General features: G+C 67.6%; 21 protein-coding genes. 10 read left to right on the top strand and 11 right to left on the bottom strand.

Annotated features, from left to right (window positions below; genetic code table 11):
* Positions 1-222 precede the first annotated feature (222 nt).
* Both ABD243_RS18485 and ABD243_RS18480 read left to right on the top strand, forming a co-directional pair.
* Entirely contained in the window at positions 223-1,653 is a 1,431-nt protein-coding gene (locus ABD243_RS18485; protein WP_344367808.1) for a DUF2252 domain-containing protein, read from the top strand.
* 61 nt (positions 1,654-1,714) lie between these two features.
* Positions 1,715-3,262, top strand: a complete 1,548-nt coding sequence (locus tag ABD243_RS18480) for an FAD-dependent oxidoreductase (RefSeq protein ID WP_344367807.1) — start codon at positions 1,715-1,717, stop codon at positions 3,260-3,262.
* Here ABD243_RS18480 and ABD243_RS18475 read toward each other — a convergent pair.
* From ABD243_RS18475 to ABD243_RS18465, 3 genes are all read right to left on the bottom strand, one after another.
* Positions 3,227-4,006 carry a CDP-alcohol phosphatidyltransferase family protein gene (locus ABD243_RS18475; protein ID WP_344367806.1) on the bottom strand — a complete coding sequence of 260 codons (780 nt, stop codon included), beginning with the start codon at positions 4,004-4,006 and terminating at the stop codon, positions 3,227-3,229. The genes ABD243_RS18480 and ABD243_RS18475 overlap by 36 nt on opposite strands.
* A 260-nt stretch (positions 4,007-4,266) precedes the next feature.
* A complete protein-coding gene (locus ABD243_RS18470) occupies positions 4,267-4,677 on the bottom strand; it encodes a hypothetical protein (RefSeq protein WP_344367805.1) in 411 nt (136 codons plus the stop codon).
* Positions 4,678-4,724: 47 nt separating this feature from the next.
* Entirely contained in the window at positions 4,725-5,123 is a 399-nt protein-coding gene (locus ABD243_RS18465; protein WP_344367804.1) for a cupredoxin domain-containing protein, read from the bottom strand.
* A 239-nt stretch (positions 5,124-5,362) separates the two neighbouring features.
* Here ABD243_RS18465 and ABD243_RS18460 point away from each other — a divergent pair, with 239 nt between their 5' ends.
* Positions 5,363-6,310 carry a cation diffusion facilitator family transporter gene (locus ABD243_RS18460; RefSeq protein ID WP_344367803.1) on the top strand — a complete coding sequence of 316 codons (948 nt, stop codon included), beginning with the start codon at positions 5,363-5,365 and terminating at the stop codon, positions 6,308-6,310.
* Between the two features lie 13 nt (positions 6,311-6,323).
* Here the strand turns inward: ABD243_RS18460 and ABD243_RS18455 are convergent, their stop codons facing one another.
* Both ABD243_RS18455 and ABD243_RS18450 read right to left on the bottom strand, forming a co-directional pair.
* Positions 6,324-8,642 (bottom strand): putative bifunctional diguanylate cyclase/phosphodiesterase, encoded by a 2,319-nt coding sequence (locus ABD243_RS18455; RefSeq protein ID WP_344367802.1) that lies wholly within the window; start codon positions 8,640-8,642, stop codon positions 6,324-6,326.
* A gap of 169 nt (positions 8,643-8,811) precedes the next feature.
* Positions 8,812-9,114 carry a DUF4193 domain-containing protein gene (locus ABD243_RS18450; RefSeq protein WP_091248015.1) on the bottom strand — a complete coding sequence of 101 codons (303 nt, stop codon included), beginning with the start codon at positions 9,112-9,114 and terminating at the stop codon, positions 8,812-8,814.
* Positions 9,115-9,398: 284 nt separating this feature from the next.
* Here ABD243_RS18450 and ABD243_RS18445 point away from each other — a divergent pair, with 284 nt between their 5' ends.
* Both ABD243_RS18445 and ABD243_RS18440 read left to right on the top strand, forming a co-directional pair.
* Positions 9,399-9,644, top strand: a complete 246-nt coding sequence (locus ABD243_RS18445; protein WP_116765793.1) for a hypothetical protein — start codon at positions 9,399-9,401, stop codon at positions 9,642-9,644.
* A gap of 113 nt (positions 9,645-9,757) precedes the next feature.
* Positions 9,758-10,471: a response regulator transcription factor gene (locus ABD243_RS18440; RefSeq protein ID WP_116765792.1), complete on the top strand. Its 714-nt coding sequence runs from the start codon at positions 9,758-9,760 to the stop codon at positions 10,469-10,471.
* Here the strand turns inward: ABD243_RS18440 and ABD243_RS18435 are convergent.
* A complete protein-coding gene (locus tag ABD243_RS18435) occupies positions 10,416-11,909 on the bottom strand; it encodes a sensor histidine kinase (RefSeq protein WP_344367800.1) in 1,494 nt (497 codons plus the stop codon). The genes ABD243_RS18440 and ABD243_RS18435 overlap by 56 nt on opposite strands.
* A 271-nt stretch (positions 11,910-12,180) precedes the next feature.
* Positions 12,181-14,094 (bottom strand): amylosucrase, encoded by a 1,914-nt coding sequence (locus tag ABD243_RS18430; RefSeq protein WP_344367799.1) that lies wholly within the window; start codon positions 14,092-14,094, stop codon positions 12,181-12,183.
* Positions 14,095-14,255: 161 nt separating this feature from the next.
* Here ABD243_RS18430 and ABD243_RS18425 point away from each other — a divergent pair, with 161 nt between their 5' ends.
* Positions 14,256-15,005 (top strand): ABC transporter permease, encoded by a 750-nt coding sequence (locus ABD243_RS18425; RefSeq protein ID WP_344367798.1) that lies wholly within the window; start codon positions 14,256-14,258, stop codon positions 15,003-15,005.
* 37 nt (positions 15,006-15,042) lie between these two features.
* Here ABD243_RS18425 and ABD243_RS18420 read toward each other — a convergent pair whose 3' ends face one another.
* Entirely contained in the window at positions 15,043-15,546 is a 504-nt protein-coding gene (locus ABD243_RS18420) for an HtaA domain-containing protein (protein ID WP_344367797.1), read from the bottom strand.
* Between the two features lie 253 nt (positions 15,547-15,799).
* Here ABD243_RS18420 and ABD243_RS18415 point away from each other — a divergent pair, with 253 nt between their 5' ends.
* The 3 genes from ABD243_RS18415 (at position 15,800) to ABD243_RS18405 (ending at position 18,505) form a co-directional block, all read left to right on the top strand.
* Positions 15,800-16,747 (top strand): S1C family serine protease, encoded by a 948-nt coding sequence (locus tag ABD243_RS18415; RefSeq protein ID WP_344368089.1) that lies wholly within the window; start codon positions 15,800-15,802, stop codon positions 16,745-16,747.
* Positions 16,748-17,212: 465 nt separating this feature from the next.
* The gene (locus ABD243_RS18410) at positions 17,213-18,055 is read left to right on the top strand and encodes an AfsR/SARP family transcriptional regulator (RefSeq protein WP_116765917.1); all 843 of its coding nucleotides are present in this window, start codon (positions 17,213-17,215) and stop codon (positions 18,053-18,055) included.
* 186 nt (positions 18,056-18,241) lie between these two features.
* Positions 18,242-18,505, top strand: coding sequence for a hypothetical protein (locus ABD243_RS18405; protein ID WP_091248003.1), 264 nt, complete (start codon positions 18,242-18,244; stop codon positions 18,503-18,505).
* Between the two features lie 60 nt (positions 18,506-18,565).
* Here ABD243_RS18405 and ABD243_RS18400 read toward each other — a convergent pair whose 3' ends face one another.
* Positions 18,566-19,186: an L-threonylcarbamoyladenylate synthase gene (locus tag ABD243_RS18400; RefSeq protein WP_116765787.1), complete on the bottom strand. Its 621-nt coding sequence runs from the start codon at positions 19,184-19,186 to the stop codon at positions 18,566-18,568.
* 387 nt (positions 19,187-19,573) lie between these two features.
* Here ABD243_RS18400 and ABD243_RS18395 point away from each other — a divergent pair, with 387 nt between their 5' ends.
* Complete coding sequence (locus tag ABD243_RS18395; RefSeq protein WP_344367796.1) at positions 19,574-20,122, top strand: NAD(P)H-dependent oxidoreductase; 549 nt, start codon at positions 19,574-19,576, stop codon at positions 20,120-20,122.
* Between the two features lie 46 nt (positions 20,123-20,168).
* Here the strand turns inward: ABD243_RS18395 and ABD243_RS18390 are convergent, their stop codons facing one another.
* Positions 20,169-20,921, bottom strand: coding sequence for a DUF5134 domain-containing protein (locus tag ABD243_RS18390; RefSeq protein ID WP_344367795.1), 753 nt, complete (start codon positions 20,919-20,921; stop codon positions 20,169-20,171).
* 24 nt (positions 20,922-20,945) lie between these two features.
* Positions 20,946-22,073 carry an XdhC family protein gene (locus tag ABD243_RS18385; protein WP_344367794.1) on the bottom strand — a complete coding sequence of 376 codons (1,128 nt, stop codon included), beginning with the start codon at positions 22,071-22,073 and terminating at the stop codon, positions 20,946-20,948.

Raw genomic sequence — 22,073 nt, 5'->3', positions numbered from 1 at the left:
ACATCACCCGAAGGGCATGAGGCGACCGTCCGCCACCCGGTCCGGAGCAGACGGCGCTTTGTGGATGCGCTGCCGGAACCTTCGGCAGCGCGTTGACGAGGGGCCGTTTCGGGGCCAGAATCGCATTAACCTGAGCCGAGGCGCGTTTGTGCGCTCAGGAGGAACTTGCCCCGGCAACCAGTGCCGGTGGCGGTTCCTGACGTCAAAGGGAGGTCGCCGACCATGGCCAAAGTCAAGCACCGGAGCGTCGAGGAACGTGCTGCGAACGGCAAGGGGTACCGTAAAGACACGCCCGTCTCCAGCCACACGGGCTGGACACCTGCTCCGGACCGACCGGACCCGGTCGCGCTCCTGGAGGAACAGAACCTCACCCGCGAACAGGACCTCGTGCCGGTGCGGCACGGCCGGATGCTCGTCTCGCCGTTCACGTTCTACCGCGGTGCGGCCAAGATCATGGCCGCCGACCTGAAGGACACCCCGCGCGCGGGCCTGGTTTCCCAGTTGTGCGGGGACGCCCACCTGTCCAACTTTGGCGTGTTCGCCTCCCCGGAGCGGACACTGCTGTTTGACCTGAATGACTTTGATGAGACGCTGCCCGGGCCGTTTGAGTACGACGTCAAGCGCATGGCCGCGAGTTTCACCATCGCGGCGCGGAACAACGCCTTCACCAAGGAGGAGACGCACGACGTGACCCTCACCGCCGTTCGGGCCTACCGGGAAGCGATGGCCCAATTCGCGCAGATGGGCACCCTGGATATCTGGTACGCACGCCTGTCCGAGGAACAACTGTTGGAAACCATTGACATGGCCGTGGCCACTCAGAAGGGGAAGGCCCTCAAGAAGGCGGCCCAGGGCATGGAGAAAACGGCGCGGGCGAATGTCGCGAAGGCGCGCACCCGCGACAGCCTGCAGGCACTGTCCAAGCTCGGCGAACTCGTGGACGGGCAGTATCGCATCGTCAGCCAGCCGCCGATCGTCATCCCCGCACGGGAGCTCGGTGAGTCGCTCGGCGTGTCGGCCGATGAACTTCAGCACGTGATCCGTGAGCAGCTGCGGTCCTACCGGGCCTCGCTGCAGGACGACCGGCGTCACCTGCTGGAGCGCTTTGAAGTCATCGACGTCGCCCGCAAGGTCGTGGGCGTCGGCAGCGTCGGCACCCGGGCGTTTATCGCGCTGCTCCAGGGCCGCGATCAGCAGGATCCGTTGTTCCTGCAAGTCAAGGAGGCCACGCGGTCGGTGCTCGAGGACCACTTGCCGAAGAGCAAGTTCAAGCAGCCGGGTGAGCGTGTGGTGCAGGGGCAGCGGATGATGCAGGCCGCAAGCGACATCTTCCTGGGGTGGACCCGGGGCGCACAGGAAGACCGGTACCTGTACTGGCGCCAACTGCGCGACATGAAGGGCTCGGCCGTTGTGGAAGCGATGAAACCGCTGGGCATGACGCTCTATGCCAACGTATGCGGCTGGACGCTGGCGCGCGCACACGCCCGGTCCGGGGACCCGATCGCGATCGCCGCGTACCTCGGCAAGAGCGACAAGTTCGATGTCTCGATCACCGACTTCTCCGAGCGATACGCCGACCAGAACGACCAGGACTACCAGGCCTTCGCCGACGCCGTACATTCCGGCCGTTTGGAATCGATCGAGGGCCTTTAGGCCGAGCGGGCGTCGTCCGAGTAACGGGACGGCAAGATCATGCTCCCCGGAAGGCGGCGCCGTGAGTGAACGACCCGCAGGCCAACAGGTGTCTCTCTGGGTCGCCACGGCCGGTGCCACCAGCTATCCGTCCCTGACCATGGAACTGGATGCCGACGTGGCGGTGGTCGGGGCAGGGATCGCCGGCCTTACTGTGGCGCTGGCCCTCAAAGGGGCCGGGCACACCGTCGCCGTCCTCGAGGCCTCGCGCATCGGCACCGGAGTCAGAGGGCACACTACCGGCAAGGTCACCTCGCTGCACCGCCTGGTCTACACCGAGATCACGGACCGGCACGGCCCGGATGTCGCGCGCGCCTACGGGCAGGCCAACCAAGCCGCGATCGAACACATCGCGCGGGTGGTGGCGGAGGAAGGCATCGACTGCGATTTCCGCAGGGTGTCCAACTACACCTACGCGGAATCCGACGACGCCCTCACCCGCGTCCGCGACGAAGCCGAACTGGCAGCACGGCTGGGCCTTCCTTCGGTCTTCACCCCCGAGGTGCCGCTGCCGTTCGCTGTCCGGGGCGGGGTCCGGTTCGATCACCAGGCGCAGCTTCACGCGGTGAAGTACCTTCAAGGCCTCGCCCGCGCCGTCGAGGGAGGCGGGAGCCACGTCTTCGAGGACTCGCGCGTCACGTCGCTGCGCGATGGTGCGCCGGGCGTCGTCGAGACCGCGCGGGGAACAGTCCGGGCTCGGGAGGTCATCGTTGCCACCAATGTTCCGATCGGCGACGCCGGACTGTTTGCCGGTCGCTGCTACCTGCACCGGTCCTACGTCGTTGCCGCCCCGGCGGCGCCGGAGCGTTTGGACGGGACCTTCATCAGCGTCGACGAACCGATGCGCTCTATCCTGGCGATCGACGTTGGCGGCGCGTCTTTTGTCCTCACCGGCGGCGAGGGGCACCGTGCCGCCGAACCTGGCGACACCCCCACCCGGTACCGCCGCCTGGAAGCGTTCTCCCGTGACCGCCTCGGCACCGGAGACGTCAGTTTTCGATGGTCCACGCAGGATTCCATGCCGGTCGACGGGTTGCCCTACGTCGGACGCATGTCCCCGGACGCCGGTCACCTTCATGTGATCACGGGGCTGCGCAAATGGGGCCTGACCAACGGCACTGCCGGAGCACTGATCCTGGCAGACACGCTCTCCGGCCGTCACAACCCCTGGGCGGCGGTGTTCGACAGCAACCGGACGGCTCTGGCCAGCCCTCCAGGGACCGCCGGGCCGGCCGGCGGGGCAGGAGTTTTGCTGGCGGACCCCGGGAATCCGGAACCCAGGGGACAGACCGGCGTCGCCGGGCTGCGCCCGGGCGAAGGGACCGTTGTCGACGTCGACGGCGGGGCGATTGCTGTCTATGCCGCCGAATCCGGAAAGCTCCATGCCGTCTCAGCCATCTGCACGCACCTGGGCTGCACCGTGGAGTTCAACGCCGAGGACACGACATGGGACTGTCCCTGCCACGGCTCCCGGTTTGCGACCGACGGCACGGTTATCCAGGGACCGGCGACCGAGAACCTCGCGGCGCGGCCTTCACCATCCCGTCCGGCTGGACCCGTTCCCGGCTGATTCCTCGGCCGTCCGGGCCGGCCGCCGTTCAGCGGCTGCGGCAGGGTTCGCGCGGGCAGTGTCCGCGCGGCGGAGCCGTTCAAGCCCCACGACGTCCCGACCGAACGAATACAGCAGCAGCCCCAGGGCCGCGCCCAGCGCCACGCTGCCCAGCCACACAGGGACGCCGGGCAGCAGGGCGAAAAGCAGCGCCGCGGGTTGGATGGCCCCGATCACCTTGCGAAGGGTGCTGGACGGCAGCGGGATCTTCAGGGACGGCCGGAACCATCCTGCGGCAAGGAAAACGTAGTACATCAGGCCGACGCCCAACGGCCACGGGCCAAACGATCCCGCCGCCGCGCACGACAACACCAGAACCAGCGCGGCGTCGGTGTCCGAATCCAGCCGCGCGCCCTCGGCCGTCGCGGACCCTGTCAGGCGGGCCACGCGTCCGTCCGCGGCATCAAGCAGGAACGCTGCCGTCCCCAGCACGACGATCAGTCCGTGGGCCCCGGGTCCTGTGAACAGGTCCCACGCCGTCACCGCGGCACAGCAGGCCACGACGGCGGCCCGGCCGAGGGTGACCCGGTCCGCGGGGGTCGAAAACCGCGGCACGCGGCGCAGGACAGAGCCGGCGGCCCGCACGATCACCGCGGCACCGGCCACCAGCGCCAGCCACCAGGAAGCAGGCTCAGCCACGAGCACGGTGCCAAGCCAGATCCCGGCGACCAGATAGGCTGCGACTGCAACTGCGGCATCGGCCACGGCCCGGCGGGCGCTGGTGCCTGCTGGCTGCCGCTCATGGTGAGACGTTGTTCCCTCGCGCTTCGTGCCCTTGTGTGCCGCGTCCTGTTCACATGATTTCAGACTGAACCACCCCGCCCACATGCTAGCAATTGCGGGGGCGGCTCTCCGGTTGCCCCGCGCGGGCGGCATTGGTCGGCCCGCTCCCGGCCCCTCGCTCGACCTCGATTCCGCGCCTCTGTGTCGAACCCTGAACGTCCGGCCGCCTACTCCCGCGCTGTTCAGGCGGAGGACCGGGCAGGCCGCCGGGGTGTCCGGCGCCCGGCCCGGGCGAAGCCGACGGCAGCCAGGACGGCTCCGGCGGCTTCGGCCACCGCACTCACCGTTTTCTCAAAAAACCAGACGGGATCGTACATAGCCGGGAAGGGACCAAAGGCAGGAATGTCCACGTAGCGGTACAGGACCACGGCTATGAAGGCACTGAGCGAAACGACGAACGCGACGGCGTAGGCGGCCCGGCTGCCGCGCAGCAGGACGAACAGCCCGGCCAGGACGGCCGCGGCCGATTCCAGCAGGAAGAGGTTGCCCTGGCCGATCCCCGCGGAGTTTCCCGCCTGGTAGCCCGGGGCCAGATGGATGTGGACGCCGGCGTCGATGAACAAGGCACCGGCCGTGAGGATACGCAACGTCATGCCGGTTCGGTGGACGCCCACAGACTGCCCGGGGTGGCTTTGGGCGCTCATTTGACGATCAACACCCCGTGCATGCCCGGATGGAAAGTGCAGTGATAGGGGTAGGACCCGGGCTTCGTCGGAGCGGTGAAGGTGGCGGTGCCGCCGCCGCCTTTGACCTCCGTATCGAACGCTGTGCCCTCGTCGGCCGTGACAGTGTGCGCAGCGGTATCCATATTGGTGATGGCGACCGTCGCGCCGGGCGCCACGGTGAGCGGGTCGCCGAAGGCGAAGTCCTTGATCGTGATGGTGCCGGTGGCGGTGGCCGCCGTCGGACTGGCTCCGGAGCTGGAACCGGAAGCGGGCGCCGACGTCGTTGCCGGCATGCCGCCTCCGCCCGCGCACCCGCCGGTTCCGACCAGGATCAGAACCACCCACAGCGACGACAGCTTCCGGCCAGCCTTCATGGCGCACCACCCCGAATGGAAATGAGCGAATCTACGTATGGAATTCATTGTGCGCCTGCCGGGCCTGAATGGAACCTGCCCCGATGAATTGTTGCCGAATGGACCCGGGCCACCGCCGCCGGAGTGCCCGGGCCGCCACCGCCCGCGGCGTGCTGCTCCGCGGCATGCTGCCCGGGGTCCGGCCGGCGGGATAGCGTAGGGACTGCATGCATTCCAACCGCCGCAGGAGGCACGATCGCGTGAAGCGTAAGAAGTCCGGGCCGGTTTCGTTGACGGTGCTCATTGCCTTTGCCGTGAACATCCTTGTTGCGGCAGCCAAGACCGCGGCCGCGCTCATCTCCGGTTCAGCGTCCATGACCGCCGAGGCAGCCCACTCCTGGGCCGACACCGGCAACCAGGTCTTCCTGCTCATCGCAGAGCGGAAGGCCGCAAGGAAGAGGGACAGGTCTCACCCCATGGGCTACGGCCGCGAGGCCTACGTGTGGTCCATGATCGCCGCTTTCGGCCTGTTTACCGCCGGGGCCGTCGTATCGGTGATGCACGGCATCCAGCAGCTCTTCACACCGGAGCCGGCCGGCGACTACGCGATCGCCTACGCGGTCCTGGCGGTCGCCTTTGTCCTCGAGGGCGTGTCCTTCACCCAGGCGTTCCGGCAGAGCCGGAAGGCCGCGCGCGAGCTGGACCGGAATACCCTGGAACAGGTCCTGAAGAGCTCCGATCCCACCCTGCGTGCCGTCTTTGCCGAGGACTCGGCCGCGCTGGTCGGCCTGCTCATCGCCTTCGCCGGGATGTTCCTGCACCAGGTCACCGGGTCTGCGGTGCCGGATGCCGTGGGGTCCATTCTGGTGGGCATCCTGCTGGCGGCAGTCGCCGTCGTGCTCATCGACCGCAACCGGCGCTTCCTCGTGGGCCAGGCAGTGACCAGCGATATTGAGGACAGCATGGCCCGGCGGCTCCTTGCACACCCGGAGATCGAGCGCATCACCTACCTGCACCTCGAGTTCGTTGGCCCGCGCAAGCTCTACGTTGTGGCGGCAGTGGACATGCAGGGGGACCAGCGGGAACACGATGTTGCCGTGGCCCTGCGCCGGGTTGAACGCGAACTCGAGGACCACGAAACAGTCGAGGAAGCGGTTCTGACACTCGCTACCGCGGACGAACCGTCGCTGGTCTTTCCCGCCGGTTAAGGATAGGGCTGCGCTAGAAATCTGCCGCCGATGCTGCCGCGCCGGCCGGTGGCTGCAGACGCGACCCCGAGGTCAGCAGTGCCTCAAGCACAGGGGACGGGCTGGGACTGGCCAAGAGGAAGCCCTGTCCCATGTCGCAGCCGAGCGAGCGCAGGAGACCGAGCTGCCCGGTGTCTTCGATGCCTTCGGCGATGACGGCCAGGTTCAGCTTCCGGGCCACTTCCAGAATGCCCTCAAGCATCGCCGCCGCCGGAGCGTCCCCGGGCAGTCCGGAGAGGAATGAACGGTCGATCTTGAGGATGTCCGCCGGCAGGACCGCCAGAGTGCTCAGCGACGAGAACCCGGTTCCGAAGTCGTCGATGGCGATGCGCACGCCGAAGCTCTTGAGCCGGTTGAGGGCGCCCACCCCGCCATCGGCGCTCGTGGCCAGGGCGGATTCGGTGACCTCGAGGATGACCTTGTCGGCCTGGGCGGCGGGCTGGGACAGGATCCGCTCGAGGGCCGCGAGGTTCCTGTCGCTGGACAACTGCAGCGTGGAGAGGTTCACCGAGACCCAGATGTCTGCGGGAGTGCCCGGGGAGCGGCGCCAGCCGGCGACATGCCGGGTGGCCGTGTCGAGCACCCAGGAGCCGATGGGGCCGATCTCGCCGGTTTCCTCCGCCAGGGGGATAAAGTCCGCAGGGGACAGCCGGCCGAGGGTCGGGTGTTCCCAGCGGACCAGGGCCTCCACGCCGACAATCCCGCCGGTCCGGAGATCAACCACCGGCTGGTAATCGAGGCGCAGCTGCCCGGCCTGCACGGCAGTGGCGAGATCGGCCCGGAGGGCGGCGCGGTAGGTCATTTCGTCGTAGCCCCGTGCATCGAAGAGCTGGTAGCGGCCCTTGCCACCATGCTTGGCCATGTACATGGCGAAGTCTGCCTGCCGCATCAGCTCGGCCGGATCCGCTGTTGCGGCGGTACGCTGCGCGGCTCCCATGCTGACCGTTACCTTGAGCCTGACCTCGTCGATCGAGAACGGCTCCCGCAGGGCATCCTGGATCCGTCCGGCGACGTCGTCCGTGGCCGTGCCGGCGTCGTCCAGGACGACGATCGCGAATTCATCGCCGCCCAGCCGGGCGACGAGGTCATGACCGCGGACGCAGCTCCGCAAGCGGTGGGCGAGCTGAATGAGCAGCGCGTCGCCGCCTTCATGGCCGAGTGAGTCGTTGACATCCTTGAAGTCGTCGACGTCGATGATCAACAGGCCCTCGTGCCGGCCCCCATGCCCGGTGCGTGCATTGTCCGTGTGAACGTTCCGGGCGTCCGCATTCTTGGAGTCCGCATTGTTGATGTCCGGGCCAAACGCGGCAGCGAGGCGTTCGGTGACGACCGCCCGGTTGGCCAGCCCCGTGAGGGGATCATGCGTGGCCCGGAAAGTCAGTTCCAAGTGGCTGTCGTGCACCGTGGCGGCCATGGAATTGAAGGCCTCCGCCAACTGGCCCAGCTCGTCATTGCGGACAACGGTGATCCTGTGGCTGTAGTCGCCGCCCTGCAGCTTCAGGACCCCCTGGTACAACCCCTCGATGGGGCGCATCAGGTATTTGGTCATCCGGCGTCGGAAGTAGAACACGCCGACAGCGGCCAGCGCAAAGAGAGCCGTCCGGCCGGCCACCACCATCTGCTGGAGCTGGGCGCCATAGGCGACGCCGTCGTCGAGCGCGTCCAGGGAGGCGCGACGGATGTCGGCCAGCAGCGCGCGCGCCGTGGTCCCGGAGGCGGCGAATGCCGGGACCTCAGCCACGTGGTTGCCGTGCAGGACGGACACCTGGCTGCCCCAGAGACCGTGCGCCGACAGTCCCTCCTGCCACGAAGCGCGAGCCTCGCGGAGTGTGGACCGCATGCCGTGTTCGTCCGGCAGCATCACCGAGGCCGCATCGAACCGGGCGGAGATATCCTCTTGCTGCTGCAGGAAGGCCGAGCTATCTACGGGCGCCGAGGACAACAGTTGCAGACCGGCTTGTTCGTGGGCGTCAAGATCGGTCCGCAACTCGGCGATCGCTTCGGACTCGACGCGGTGCTGGGCGGCGGCCCGCTGGATCTGATCCGTGACAACACGCACGCCCACCACGGTTGCCGCGGCCCCGGCGAGCAGGGCCAGCAGCATCAGCATGAACGCCCGGGACCATTCGCGCTTCAGGCTCCCGGTGCGGGCGGGCCGACGGCGGCGCCTTCGACGGCCGGTGCGTCCCGCGGCGGCCACGGCAGCGCCGCCGGAAGGCCCCGGCGTGGTGGCAGCGGCGTTCGCCGGCGACGCAACAGTTGGGTCCGCCAACTTGCTGTTGGAGTCACTCATGGGGTCAGCCTCCGGCCACGTGCCGGCACTCGCCGCATCGTCAATCAGGAGCGTAGCCGAAGGCGCCCCGACGGGTCATGTCCGGCGGCTTCCTGACACTATTGTGAAGCGTGTGACAGAAGTGCAGTGGGAGGACGACCGTCACGGTCACGCGCTGTCTCGCCGGGGGTTAGCTGAGGCAGTCCGCGCAGTACGCGTGCCCGTCCTTCTCCTTGGCGAGCTGGGACCGGTGCCGGACGAGGAAACAGGAATAGCAGGTGAACTCATCCTCTTTCTGCGGGATGACCGTGACGGTCAGCTCCTCGCCGGACAAGTCCGCACCCGGGAGCTCTACGCCCTCGGAGGTATCGGCCTCGTCGAGCTCGCGGACGACGCTCCGCGCATCGGGCGCGTTCGCCGAACGGAGAGCCTCGAGGGAAGCGTTACGAGATTCCGCAACGTCGGAGCGTACTTCGTCATAATCGGTTGCCACCTGGTGGTACTCATTTCCGTTGCTGGGTGTGTGATCGGGAGCCTCTGACGGATCTCCGGGATTGAACGGTACAGCATTACACCGGGTGAATGCTGGGGACAGGGGGAGTCGCGGCAGTGACGCTCGTGACACCCGGCGGAAGCAGCCTGCCCCGCGGCCCTTCCACTTCGTTCGCTACTGGTCACACTGGCGTCATGTGCCGTTCATTTGCGTGCCCTAGCCTGAATCCTTAGGGACCATCCAGCACGGGCACCATCCGCTTCATCCGCCGGGAGGGATTTACCATGGCCGACATCGCTGCAGTGCTGGGACGGCTCACGCCGGACGAACTCGACGAATTGCGGTCCCTCGGTCCCAACGGGCACCTGACCCGACGCCTTACCGATGCCCTCGATCGCGCGGCAGGCGGTCCCGGGGCCGGGCGCGGCTACTACGTCCCCAACGGGAGCGTCAGTTCCACCGGAGGCCCGCACGTGATTCTGCGCAGCGACGTGTCAGGTTGGCTGTTCGGGCCGGCCCGGCCGGCCTAGCGGGCGACGGCTCGTATCGCGCGCGTGCCCAGGCGTGCGCCGGGACACGCAGGATTCTCCACCCAGACCTGCCCGCGAAGGTCCATACTTCTCTCAAAGAGAGGGGTCCTGGATTGCGGATTCTGATGGTTGAGGATGAGCGCGCACTTGCGGAAACGGTCCGCCGCGGGCTGAAGAACGAAGGGTTCGTCGTCGACGTCGCCCACGACGGCGTCTCCGGACTCCTGGCAGCGCTCGAGAATCCGTACGATGCGATCCTCCTGGACCTCATGCTGCCGCGGATGAACGGCTATGACGTCCTCAAAGAACTGCGGCAGCGTAAAGTCTGGGCTCCCGTCCTGATGCTCACGGCCAAGGATGGCGAATACGACCAGACCGATGCCTTTGACCTGGGAGCGGACGACTATCTCACGAAGCCATTCAGCTTCCTGGTGCTCGTGGCCCGGATCAGGGCGCTGATCCGCCGCGGAGCACCGGCCCGGCCCGTCGTCATGACGGTGGGCACGCTGACGCTTGATCCCGTTAACCGCAGCGTCCGCCGAGGGGAAACCGTCATCAGCCTCACGGCCAGGGAGTACGGGCTCCTCCAGTACCTGATGCGACGGCACGGCCAGATCGTCTCCAAGGTGGAGATCCTGCAAAACGTCTGGGACCCGGCGTTCGAGGGCGCGGACAACGTTGTGGAGGTCTACGTCAGCTACCTCCGGCGCAAGATCGATGCCCCCTTCGATCTCCACACACTGGCCACCGTGCGCGGCATGGGCTATCTGCTCAAAGCCGACCCGACCCCTGAGTCGTCTCCTGCCGTCCGGAGTCGCGGAGACTGAGGGCTGACTCCCCGGCAGGTTCCGGGCTGGGAAGGGCAATCTCAAAACGGCAGAGCCCCGGCGGTGCGTCGGCGGGACGGATGGTCCCGTGATGGGCGGCCACAATCTCCGCCGCGATGGCCAATCCCAGCCCGCTGCCCCCGCCGTCCCGGGAGCGGCTGCCGTCGAGCCGGACAAAGCGTTCGAAGATCCGGTCCCGGTCAGCCTCGGGAATGGGGTCGCCGTCGTTCTCTACCGTGATGACCGCCCGGTCTCCGGTGGTGTGCAGGTCCACGGCGATCCGGGACAGGGCATGGCGATCGGCGTTGTCCAAGACGTTCCGCAGCACCTGGGCCAGCCGGCGGCCGTCGCCGCGGATCCGTGCCGGGACGAGGTCCACTGAAACCTGGTGGCGGCTGGTCGACCGCAGCCGGCGGATCTCCTGGTCCACGACGTCGTCAAGGTCCACGTCCTTTTGTTCCACTTTCAGGCCGCCGTCACTTGCTTTAGCCAACGTCAGCAGGTCCTCCACGAGGAAGCTCATGCGGTTCGTCTCTTCGGCGAGGACATCTTTCATGTGCAGCCACATGGCCCCGGTGGGGTCTGCCGCCGCGATCTCGATTCCCGCTTTGAGCGTGGCCAACGGGCTGCGCAGTTCGTGGCTGGCGTCCGAGACAAACCGGCGCTGTTCAGTGTCCGAAGCTTCCAGCCGGTCCAGCATCGTGTTCATGGTCAATGCCAGGGCCCGGACTTCATCGTTGGTCGGCGGCACATCGACGCGCCCGTCCAGCCGCCCTGCATTGATACGCGCCACCTGGCCCCGGATCCGTTCCACCTGGCGAAGGGAGCGACCCACCAGCAGCCACACGGATGCTGCCACGGTGAGCAGCAGCACCGGCGTGGCCCCCAGCATGAACCACGCCACCGTCGAGATCGTGTCCGCCTGAATCTGCGACGCCTGGGCCACGACCACCGCGTACTTCTTGGAACCGGAACCAGCGCCGACGGTGACGATATGGTAGTTGTCGTTGTCGTCAATGCGGGGCAGGCCGGAGACGTCCTGGATCATGATCTGGCCCGGGCCGGGCCGCTGGGCAGACAGCGGGATACTGGCGACCACGGGATCCGAGGCGGCCACGACGATCCCGGCAGCGTCAAGCAACTGGACGAACTGGCCCGCATGTGAGGTACCCACGATGTAGGTCCTGGCGTCCTCGATGTCTTGATCCGCCATTTCGGCGATCACGTCCAGCGCCTTCTGCCGTGCTGTGGCTTCGGTGGCCCTGCTCAGGGATGTGTGTAGCAACACCAGTAGGACGAGGCCCCCGAGCAAAAGTGCCAAGGCCACAACGCCGACGGCGGCGGCCGTCGATCGCTTTCGTACGCCCCAGCGCGTCGCGCCCCAACGGCTCGCGTCCGGTCCGGGGGTGCCGCGCGCGGCCTGCTTGCTCGGTGCCATGGTCCAAGAATGCGGCACCGTGCGGCTCCGGACAACCAGGGGACAAGCGATCCGGCCACATTGCCGGGCAGGGCGCCGCTCTCAGCCTCTTCTCAGCAGCATGGGGGACAGTAAGAACAGGACCCGGGGCGCCAGCCGCCTCCATAGATTCCGGCCGCATGCTCTCCTCAACCAGCGTGCGGCCGGCCAGGCTCCTTTTACGAACAGCGCCGCCGCCGGCGGCCCGCCGGACCGGTCGCACCCGCGAAGCGATGTGTGGCGGGCGCGGACCTCACGACCTGGCAGCCACGCGGAGCCAGACAAATTGCCGCGGGTCCAGGACGATTCCGGTGTCGATGCGCACCTTGGCGCCGGTCAGGACGTCGACGGCGTCCCCCGTGAAGCCGGACAGCGTCACCGATGACACCTCCTGCGGCCCGTCGCTGAAGTTGGCCAGCACCAGAATCAGTGTTTCGGCTCCGGGGCGCTGGTACCCCAGGACGCCCGGATTGTTCGTGGCGAACCCGATCAGCCGGGTGCCGGCGAGTTCCGGCGTCGCGGACCGCGCGGAAACCATCCGGCGCAGCCCCGCGTAGACCGCCCCGGCCGGAGTTTCCGGGTCCGCGCGCAGCGCGTAGTCCGCAGCCGGGTAGTGCGGCCGGTGCACCCACCGGCTGTCCGCTCCATGCCCTGCCTCGAGGTCATACTGGTAGTCATTGAGCTGGCCGACCTCGTCGCCGAGATAGAGCAGCGGGATCCCGCCGGTGCTGAAAGCTACCGAATGGGCCAGCAGAATTCGCTCCACCGCAGCCACTGTTCCGTCCTCAAGCCCGCACAGGGACGCCGTCGTGCCGGAAATCCGGCAGTCGCCGGTGCGGGGGTTGTCCTGGAACGGCACACCGCGGGCGAAGCTTCCGGGAAAGCGGTTGACGTAGAAGGCATTGAGGAAGCGCCGGTGGTCGAAGCCGTTGATGCCGAGTTCAGCTGCGTCTTCATCCGCGAACGTCCAGCCGATGTCGTCGTGGCTGCGGACATAGTTCACCCAGGACGTGCCGGCCGGGAGGTTGTGCCGCCGGTCCAGGGCCTGCGAAAGCAGCGACACGTCGCGGGTGGCCAGCGACTCCCAGATCAGCGCCATCTGGAGGGGATTGTAGGAGAGTTGGCACTCGGCGGGGTCGATGTACCGTGCCACCTCATCGGGGTGGACGATCGCCTCGGATTTGAACAGCAATGACGGCGCGGCCAGCCGGCACACGGCATTGAACGCCTGAAGCAGCGTGTGGGCTTCCGGCAGGTTCTCGCAGGGCGTGCCGAGCTGCTTCCAAATGAAGGCGACGGCGTCCATCCGGAGAATATCCACGCCCTGGTTGGCCAGGAAGAGCATCTCACCGGCCATGGCCCGGAAGACGGCCGGGTTGGCGTAGTTCAGATCCCATTGGAACGTGTGGAAAGTGGCCCAGACCCAGCGCCCGTCCGGCATTTCAATGAAAGATCCGGGGTGGTCGTCCGGGAAGATTTCGCGGACGTTCTGCTCAAACGCGTCCGGCATTGTCCGGTCCGGGTAGATCCAGTAGAAGTCGCTGTACCCCGCCTCACCTTCGGCCGCTTTCCGGGCCCATTCGTGTTCGTCGGAGGTGTGGTTGAAGATGAAATCGACCACCAGGCTGATGCCGTTGGCCCGCAGCTCGGCGGCGAGGTCGCGCAGCTGCTGCATGGTGCCCAGCTTGGGGTTGACCTGCCGGTAACTGGAGACGGCGTAGCCGCCGTCGGAATGCGGTTCGGGTGCCAGGAACAGCGGCATGAGGTGCAGATAGGTGAGGCCGAGTTCCTTGAAGTAGGGGATCCGGGCGCGGACGCCCTCCAGGTCCTCGGCGTACCGGTCGACATAGCAGACGCCGCCGAGCATGGTGTTGGCCTGGAACCAGCCGCTGTTGTGCTCTCGTTCAGCGTCGAGGGCCTTGAGATCGGCCGGCCTCCCGGCCCACGACCGGGCGGACTGCAGCACGAGCTCCGTGAGCTGGTCCAGCCAATCGGGCCGTGCGCCGTAAAGATCCTGGAAGAGCCGGAGCAGTACCGGGAAATGGCGGTCGAAGCGTTCTTCGAAGACGGCCCGGTCCGGGTCCTCCCAGGCGACTCCCGGGTCCGAGGCCAGGACGCTGAGCACATGCTGGCGCGCCTCGTGATCCAAAACGGCCGGTTCAACCATGGAGGGTCTCCTTCGACGAACTGCGGCCCTCGGCGGCGCCACGACATGTCACATCCTTGCAGACGGACGGACCCGTGCCCAAGCACAAGGGCCGTGTTTCGGCACGCTCGTGCGACCCCTCCGGAGGTGGCCGCCACGGGCTGGGTCTATAGGCTGGCCAGATGACCGAGCCCGCCGCCCTCCTGCCGACGTTGCTGTGCGTCGGGCTCCTGATGGTGGTCACTGTCGGGCTGCTGGCGGCTGCCCGGATCCCGCACAGCGCCGCGCCCGCGCTGGCCATCCTCCGTGGAGCCGCTCAGCTGGCCGTCATCAGCCTGATACTCGGTGGAATCATCACCAGTCCCGTGTGGGTCGGCGCTGCGCTTCTCGTGATGTTTACGGTGGCAGCGGTGACGGCCGCACGGCGCCTCGGCTGGTCCTGGAGCCGGCTGGGCGTCGTCGGCGGCGCGATGGCCGCCGGCATCCTGGTGACCCTGGCAATCGATTTCGGCACGGGCGCGATCGCCTTCACTCCCCGGTATGCCCTGGCCATCGGAGGGATCGTGATCGGCAACGCGATGACGATTGCCACACTGGCGGGCCGGCATTTCGCCGAGGCAGTGAACGAGCGCTGGGATGAAGTCGAAGCCTGGCTGGCGTTGGGCGCGACGCGGCGCCAATCGACGCTGGAACTGGCCCGGCGTGCGGTCTATTCGGCACTCATCCCATCGACCGACCAGACGAAGACGACCGGCCTGGTCACCCTCCCGGGGGCTTTCGTCGGCGCGATCTTCGGGGGACTGTCACCCTTGGAAGCGGGCCGCTTCCAGATCGTCGTGCTCGCCTCGATCATGGCCGCAGGGTCCATTACCGCCGTCGCCCTCATCCGTGTCCTTGCGCCGGTGAGGGTGCGGCCCGCCCGGCCCCGCTGAAGCATGCCCCGCTGAAGCCCGCGCAGGGGCGTTGTGGTTAGGCCGGCACCCGGATGACCAGCGGGTCCATGGCCTGGCCGTCGGCGTACTGGCCGTCGAACAGTTCCGAGCCCGACTGGGAGATAGCGACGTCGACGCGCTCCCAGACCAGAAATCCCTCCATGTTGCGGGGCGCAGCGGTGCGCAGGGTACCGACATCGGTGCGCTCCTGCCCGCCGCCGTCGCCGGTGCTGATGGACAGGACCCCGTGCCCGGCCGCGAATTCGACCCAGGGATCCAGCAGCCGGACAAACATCATCCCGTGGTGGCCGGCGACGCGGACGTCGCCGCGGAACCGCAGCACACCCGTGCCGCTGGCGGGATCGTACTCGGCGCCGTCCGGGGCGAAACAGAACTCTCCGGACGCGGTCACGGTGGCGCCGTCCGCCGCGGAAACGGCTCCGTCAGGGAGCCCCGAAATGTAATCAATAAAGCTGCGCTTGATGCCCCAGGTCAGACCCGGCAAGGGCAGCGAAGCGGGGGAAGCGGACGCTGGTATCACGTAGGTTCTCCTGGGCTGTCGGGCGGATCTACGTCCGAGCCTAGCCGTGGATCCGCGCCCGGCCGAACTGTTGCACCGCCAACGGGCCCGGATTCGTCGCATTTCTCTGACGGCGTAGCCACCTCAGGACTACTCCCCGGGCCGCGGTGGTTGACTTGGATGAGTACCGGTGAGCAGGAGGTGCACAATGGCCGCAGCCGTGAGCAGGGTGCCCGGACCTGAAGCGTCCGGACCCGGGGCGTTCGGATCCGAGATGTCCGCGGACCCGCTGGATTCCTATTCCGCCACGGTCATCCGCGTCGCCGCGGCCGTCACGCCCCTTGTTGCAGCGCTCGAAATGACCGGCACCGGGCGCGCCGGCAGGCGCACGGGCGGCGCCGGTTCCGCCGTCCTGTTCACCTCGGACGGGTACCTTCTCACCAACGCCCATGTGGTGGGCGGCGCCGCATCCGGACACGCAGTCTTTGCCGACGGCACGAGCACCGCCGTCGAGGTGGTGGGTGCCGACCCGCTATCCGATCTCGCCGTGGTCCACGGCCGGGCGCCCACGGCGGCGCCGGCCGACATGGGCGACGCCGAATCGCTCCGGGTCGGGCAACTCGTGATCGCCGTGGGCAATCCGCTCGGACTTTCGGGGTCGGTCACGGCCGGGGTGGTCAGCGGGCTTGGCCGGTCTATCCCCGTCTGGTCCGGACGGAACCGGCGCGTAATCGAGGACGTCATCCAGACCGATGCAGCCCTCAACCCCGGCAGCTCCGGAGGGGCGCTGGCCGACGCCCGCGGGCGGATCGTCGGAATCAACACGGCCGTCGCCGGAGTAGGCCTGGGCCTGGCTGTTCCCATCAACGCCACGTCCCGTCGGATCATCGCGTCGCTGCTCAAGGACGGCCGTGTCCGCCGGGCCTATCTTGGCCTGGTGAACACGCCGGTCCAGCTGCAGCCAAGCGCCGTCGTCCGGACAGGCCGCAGACAGGGTCTGCTCGTGGTGGAAGTCCTTCCCGGCTCGCCCGCCGAACGCGCCGGACTCCGCGCCGGCGACATCCTCCTGAAGGTCGGGCAGGTGTCTGTGTCCAACGCTGAGAGCCTACAGAAACTGCTCTTTGCCGAGGCAATCGGCGAGCCGCTGGATCTTGCGGTGCTTCGCGACGGCACTGAGCTGCGTGTGGTTGCCGTACCCGCCGAGATGACCGAGAACCAATAGGGAATAATCCTGCCCTGATCGGGTGGCATTTCACGACAGAATGAGCCGGCTCGAGCCGAAATTCTGCCCCACTGAGGCGTCCCGCGAACTACTTGTCTGCGTTCGACGGAGGCCCGCGGAATTACTTGTTTTGCGCCGGAAACACCTGCCTGCCATCGCGCGGCCTTACTTGGCGGTACTGATGCCTGTACGCGTCTTTCTTCGGCCGAAAGATCGGGTAGCGGCATGCCTTGTTGCGCCCAGCCAGGCGTGTCACGGTGACATTGGAAAGCCGGAGGGAACAGAGTCTCAGTACGGCCTGGTCTCGATGTTGATCCGGCTCTTCGCAGACGATTGAGTTCGTTTTACCTGGGGAAATCGGAGAGCATCGTGGAAAGCCTAACGGGACCAACACCCTCCATTTCGGTCCGATTGTTCGGATCATTCGAAGTACGCCGTGACGGCGTAGCCCTCACGGCCGCCGACATGGGGGGCTGCAAACCCCGCCACATACTGGAAATCCTCCTCCTGAACCTCGGAACGCCCGTGTCTAAAACCCGCCTGATCGATCTTCTCTGGGGCGCGGCAGCCAGCGACGGTTCCGTGGCCACACTGGAGAGCTACATCAGCGGCATACGGCGTGCCATCCAGCCCGGCCAGACCAAGACCGGTCCGCTCCGCACCGCCAACAGCGGCTACGTCCTGGATCCCACACTGGTGGATCTGGACCTGTTCCGGTTCCGTGGACTGGTCCGCGACGCCGGAGAGCTGCCTCCTGACGAGGCGTATCCGCTGCTGCTCGAGGCCCTCGACATTTGTGCCGAGCCCCTGCTGGGGTTCGAACTTGCCTCCGATTGGGCAGAGGAGGCGCGCAGCCGCCATGCGGCAGAAAAAGTCGCGCTGCAAATCTTTGCCGCAGAAACGGCCGCCTCGCTGGACAAGCCGGACGACGCCGTCAACCTGGTCCAGGCGGCCATCCGTGCCGAGCCGCTCAACGAACGGGCCTGGACGGTGCTGGTGACGTCCTATGAGCAGGCCGGCCTGCCCGCCGAAGGACTCGCGGCGTACGACCGCTGCCGCCGCCTCTTCGACCGCGACCTCGGCTGCGCGCCGGGCCCTGCGTTGCAGGAGGCTCATCTGAGGCTCCTGCGGCAGCGCGCCGAAAGCAACTCCGAGCTCTCGGAGGTACTGGCGGCCCTGCTTTTTCTGGGCGAGCGGCTGAACGGGCCCAAGGGCCGGCAACTGCCGCCGGCGGAGTCGCGGCGCATGCATGAGAACGCCGGACGGGTGCTCGATTCCTTTCTCCAGCGCGTCCGGGCCGCGGTCTAACTCCTTGACGAGGGACGCCCCGGGGCGCCCGGACGCGCCATATTTTGCGCACCCGCGGCCGCCGCAACCGGGGCGGGGCGTTAGCTTGGTCACGTGGCCGTGATTCTCGAGAAATCCGGCCGTGCCGGGCGTCATACTGGGAAGGTCCCTGGCGGGCAGTCCGACCGCCGGGTGTGAGGAGGGCCCATGGAAACCTTGAAGAACGTCGTCACGAACGAGTACTTCCCCGCTGCGGCAGTGCTGTCCGGGGTCATCCTGTTCTGGGTCCTTGGCCTTTTCGGCGGACTGTCCCTCCTAAGTACCCGCCAGTCTCCGGTGACCACCCTGACCTGGCTGCTGTTCGTCTACGCCGCAGCGGTACTGTCGCCCCTCGCGGGGCTCGTCGCCGCCGTCGATCTCGTCCGCCGTTGGCTGCGGAACCGGCAGGCACGCGAGGCGGAATCCGCCTAGCCGGCACTCCCCGGCAACACGGCCCCGACCGTACAGCGGTAGCGCGGCCGGGGCCGCTCCCTACTCGAAGCGGGAAGCGTCGCCCATGCCGCGGCGGACGACTTCGGCGACACCACTTGAGAAGTCGATGACCGTGGTCGGCTCGGCCCCGCAGTCGCCGGAATCGATCACGGCGTCTACGACGTGATCCAGCCGCTCCTTAATCTCCCACCCCTGCGTCAGCGGCTCGTCCTCATCCGGGAGCAGCAGCGTGCTGGACAGCAGCGGCTCGCCGAGCTCGGCCAGCAGTGCCTGGACCACGGGGTGGTCGGGGATGCGCACGCCGACCGTCTTCTTCTTCGGGTGCAACAGGCGTTTGGGGACCTCCCGGGTGGCGGGGAGGATGAACGTGTAGCTGCCTGGCGTGACGGCCTTGATACTGCGGAAGACGTCGTTGTCGATCTGGACAAACTGGCCCAACTGCGCGAAGTCCTTGCAGACCAAGGTGAAGTGGTGTTTGTTGTCGAGGTGGCGGATGTTCCTGATCCGGTCCAGGGCCTCCCGGTTACCCAGTTGGGCGCCCAGGGCATAGCAGGAATCGGTGGGATAGGCGATCAGGCCGCCGGAGCGCAGGATTTCCACCGCCTGGCTGATGGAGCGCGCCTGGGGGTTGTCGGGGTGCACATCGAAGTATCTCGCCATGGGTCGAGCTTACGCCCGACGGCGGCGCGGGTGCTGACGCAACGGTCCGATACGCGCGTCCGGCCGCCCCCGCCGTCGTGCAGTTTCGGTTTTCCGCACCGATTTCGGGCGCCCGCTGCGTGGATCCGCGTAGCGGCTGCCCCTTGTCGTAGCGGAAACCGGTGCTACGCCTGCGGGAGGCTTTCCGCCGGCCGGGGCAGCGCTTCGGTGGGTCTGCCGTCGTGCTTACCGGGGCGGGTGGAGTTTGTCCGTAGACAGGGCTGTCTGATAAGTTCTCATCGTCCCCTAGACAGTTCTGTCTACCAGCGGGACCGGAATCAGCTTCGAAGGACCCGGCGCGAGTGATGTCTGGTCTCCGGCACGACCTGAAAGTAGAAGACAATTTCCATGACGCCCCCGCGCACGCTCGTCCTTGTTGCCCACCCTGACCTTGAAAGCTCGCGGATCACCGCGCACCTCACCAGAGCCATCATGGACATGGACCACGTGACCGTCCATGATCTTTCTGCCACATACCCGGACCGCCGGATCGATGCTGTCCGCGAGCAGGACCTGCTGCGCGGGCACGACACCATCGTCTGGCAATTCCCGTGGCACTGGTACTCCGTGCCCGGGGTTCTGAAGGAGTGGATGGATCAGGTGCTCACGTACGGCTTCGCCTACGGGGCAGGAGGCGACGCCCTCCGCGGAAAGCGGCTCCAGCTGGTGCTTTCGACCGGCGGCCCGGAAGCGTCCTATGCTCCGGCAGGGCACAACCGCTTCACGATGGATGAGCTCCTGCGCCCTCTTGACGCCACTGCGCACCTCTGCGGCCTGGACATGGCCCAGCCGCTCATCCTGCACTCAGCGCCCCGCGTGGATGCCGGTGAGCTTCAGCGGCACGCTGACCGGTACCGCGAACTACTGGCTCCAGCGGCGGCAGCCACCGGGCGCTGACCAGCCACAGGCCCAAGCCATACAGCGGCGAGGTGCGGGCCGCCCCTCAGGCGGCCAGGGCGGCGAGCATGAGCGCAAGCGCCCCGGCGGCCACGATTTCCACGGCCGTGTCGGCGATGACCCGGCACCGGGGCCAACGAGCACCCCGCAGCGCGCCGCCGCGGCTGCACAGGGCTGCGGCCACGGACGTGCCACCGGTTCGCGGCCAGAGCTGGAGGAGCAGCCGAAGGGTCCACGCCACGGTGGCGAGCCCAAAGAATACGGCCAAGCCAAAAGCCGCAGCCGGCACCAGGGATAGCTGATCGCCCCACCCGGGGAGCCGTGCCGTCAGCGGCCCGGCCGCCGCAGCTCCGTGGTGTGCCGGGGCCACGGGAAGCAGGCGCGCTTCGGACTGAGGGACGGCCCCGAGGTCGCCGGCGGCCAGCATGAAGGCCATCGCGGCCATGGCCGCAGCATCGTAGAGGGGCTTCGCCCGGCCAGCAACTGGCCGGTCACCAACGTGCTTGCCGGCAACGGCCCGGCCACGGACCGGCGGGCCGTCCCGTGGGCGCGTCCGGTACGAGACGGCCTGCACTACGAACCACCAGGAGCCCAGAACAAATAGGAGAACCTGCGGCAGGAGGGGCCACTGCCCGCGCGGCAGGAACATCAGCGCCATCGCCGCCATCATGAGGGAATGCAGCGCCAACCCGACCCGGCCTGCCGCTCCGGAAGCGGCCACGGCCCGGCAGGCCGAGTACAGCGTTGCCGCCAGGAGAAGTACCGCCGTTGTCCAGCGCACGGCCTCGTCCGCAGTCACGGCAGCACGGTCATGGCAGCACGGTCACGACTGCTCGTCGTGATGAATCCGTTCGCCAAGATGCCGCAATGGCTCCCCGCTGCCGTTCCACTGCAGGGCGATGAACTCCGCGGCAATGGACACGGCCGTTTCCTCGGGCGTGCGGGCGCCCAGATCAAGGCCCACCGGGCTGTGGAGCCTGGATAGCTCGTCGTCGCCCAGCCCCGCCTCCCGCAGCCGTGCCAACCTGTCCTCATGAGTGCGGCGGGAGCCCATGGCGCCGATAAACGCCACGGGGCTGCCGCGCAGGGCCACCTCAAGGACGGGGATGTCGAACTTCGGGTCGTGGGTGAGGACGCACAGCACGGTCCTGGCATCCAGCAGGCCTTGGGCGAACTGGTCGCTCAGATAGCGGTGCGGCCACGCATTGACCACCTCGGCGGCGTCGGGGAATCTCGCCGGCGTGGCAAAGACCGGCCGGGCATCGCACACCGTCACCCGGTAGCCCAGGAAGGCGCCCAGGCGGGCAAGCGCGGCGGCGAAGTCGATCGCGCCAAAGACGATCATGCGTGGCGGTGGAGCATAGCTGGCGAAGAAGACACGCATACCGGTGTCCAGCCGTTCGCCGTCGACTCCGTAGTTCAGGATGCCTGTGCGCCCGGCGGCGAGGAGGCCTTGGGTGTCGTCGCCCACGGCGTGGTTGGTCCGCTCCGAACCCAGATCACCTTCACACCCTCCCGGCCGGACGATCAGGTGCCGTCCCACCCGCGTGGCATCGGGGTGTTCGATGACCGTGGCGACCCCTACCCGGCGCCCGGCGGCGATGTCCTGTGCCACTTCGTCGAGTTCGGGGAATCGGAGCCGGGAAACCGGTTCGACGAAGATGTCGATGATCCCGCCGCAGGTCAGGCCCACCGCGTAGGCATCGTCGTCGCTGATCCCGTAGCGCACCAGGGCAGGCTCGCCGTCGTCCTTCACCTGGCTGGCCAGCTCGTAGACGGCCCCCTCGACGCAGCCGCCGGAGACGGAGCCCACGGCGTCGCCGCCGGCCGTTACCAGCATCGCCGCCCCCGGGAGCCTGGGTGCTGACTTGAACGTGCTCACGACGGTGGCCAGGCCCGAGGTGGCGCCGCTCAGCCAGTCGGGCAACATGGCCGCCAGGACATCGCGCAT

The organism is Arthrobacter humicola, assembly GCF_039531445.1.
In the GTDB taxonomy this organism is placed as follows: Bacteria; Actinomycetota; Actinomycetes; order Actinomycetales; family Micrococcaceae; genus Arthrobacter; species Arthrobacter humicola.
The sequence above is the reverse complement of the archived record's forward strand: the minus strand, read 5'-3'. Positions and strand labels throughout refer to the sequence as shown.

What these genes read in the sequence shown, in the direction of transcription:
- ABD243_RS18455 (WP_344367802.1), bottom strand. Translation starts at nt 8,642, where the DNA reads ATGAGTGACTCCAACAGCAAGTTGGCGGACCCAACTGTTGCGTCGCCG.
- ABD243_RS18465 (WP_344367804.1), bottom strand. Translation starts at nt 5,123, where the DNA reads ATGAAGGCTGGCCGGAAGCTGTCGTCGCTGTGGGTGGTTCTGATCCTG.
- ABD243_RS18470 (WP_344367805.1), bottom strand. Translation starts at nt 4,677, where the DNA reads ATGACGTTGCGTATCCTCACGGCCGGTGCCTTGTTCATCGACGCCGGC.
- ABD243_RS18425 (WP_344367798.1), top strand. Translation starts at nt 14,256, where the DNA reads ATGACCGAGCCCGCCGCCCTCCTGCCGACGTTGCTGTGCGTCGGGCTC.
- ABD243_RS18400 (WP_116765787.1), bottom strand. Translation starts at nt 19,186, where the DNA reads ATGGCGAGATACTTCGATGTGCACCCCGACAACCCCCAGGCGCGCTCC.
- ABD243_RS18485 (WP_344367808.1), top strand. Translation starts at nt 223, where the DNA reads ATGGCCAAAGTCAAGCACCGGAGCGTCGAGGAACGTGCTGCGAACGGC.
- ABD243_RS18410 (WP_116765917.1), top strand. Translation starts at nt 17,213, where the DNA reads ATGGGGGGCTGCAAACCCCGCCACATACTGGAAATCCTCCTCCTGAAC.
- ABD243_RS18430 (WP_344367799.1), bottom strand. Translation starts at nt 14,094, where the DNA reads ATGGTTGAACCGGCCGTTTTGGATCACGAGGCGCGCCAGCATGTGCTC.
- ABD243_RS18405 (WP_091248003.1), top strand. Translation starts at nt 18,242, where the DNA reads ATGGAAACCTTGAAGAACGTCGTCACGAACGAGTACTTCCCCGCTGCG.
- ABD243_RS18435 (WP_344367800.1), bottom strand. Translation starts at nt 11,909, where the DNA reads ATGGCACCGAGCAAGCAGGCCGCGCGCGGCACCCCCGGACCGGACGCG.
- ABD243_RS18385 (WP_344367794.1), bottom strand. Translation starts at nt 22,073, where the DNA reads ATGCGCGATGTCCTGGCGGCCATGTTGCCCGACTGGCTGAGCGGCGCC.
- ABD243_RS18415 (WP_344368089.1), top strand. Translation starts at nt 15,800, where the DNA reads ATGTCCGCGGACCCGCTGGATTCCTATTCCGCCACGGTCATCCGCGTC.
- ABD243_RS18445 (WP_116765793.1), top strand. Translation starts at nt 9,399, where the DNA reads ATGGCCGACATCGCTGCAGTGCTGGGACGGCTCACGCCGGACGAACTC.
- ABD243_RS18395 (WP_344367796.1), top strand. Translation starts at nt 19,574, where the DNA reads ATGACGCCCCCGCGCACGCTCGTCCTTGTTGCCCACCCTGACCTTGAA.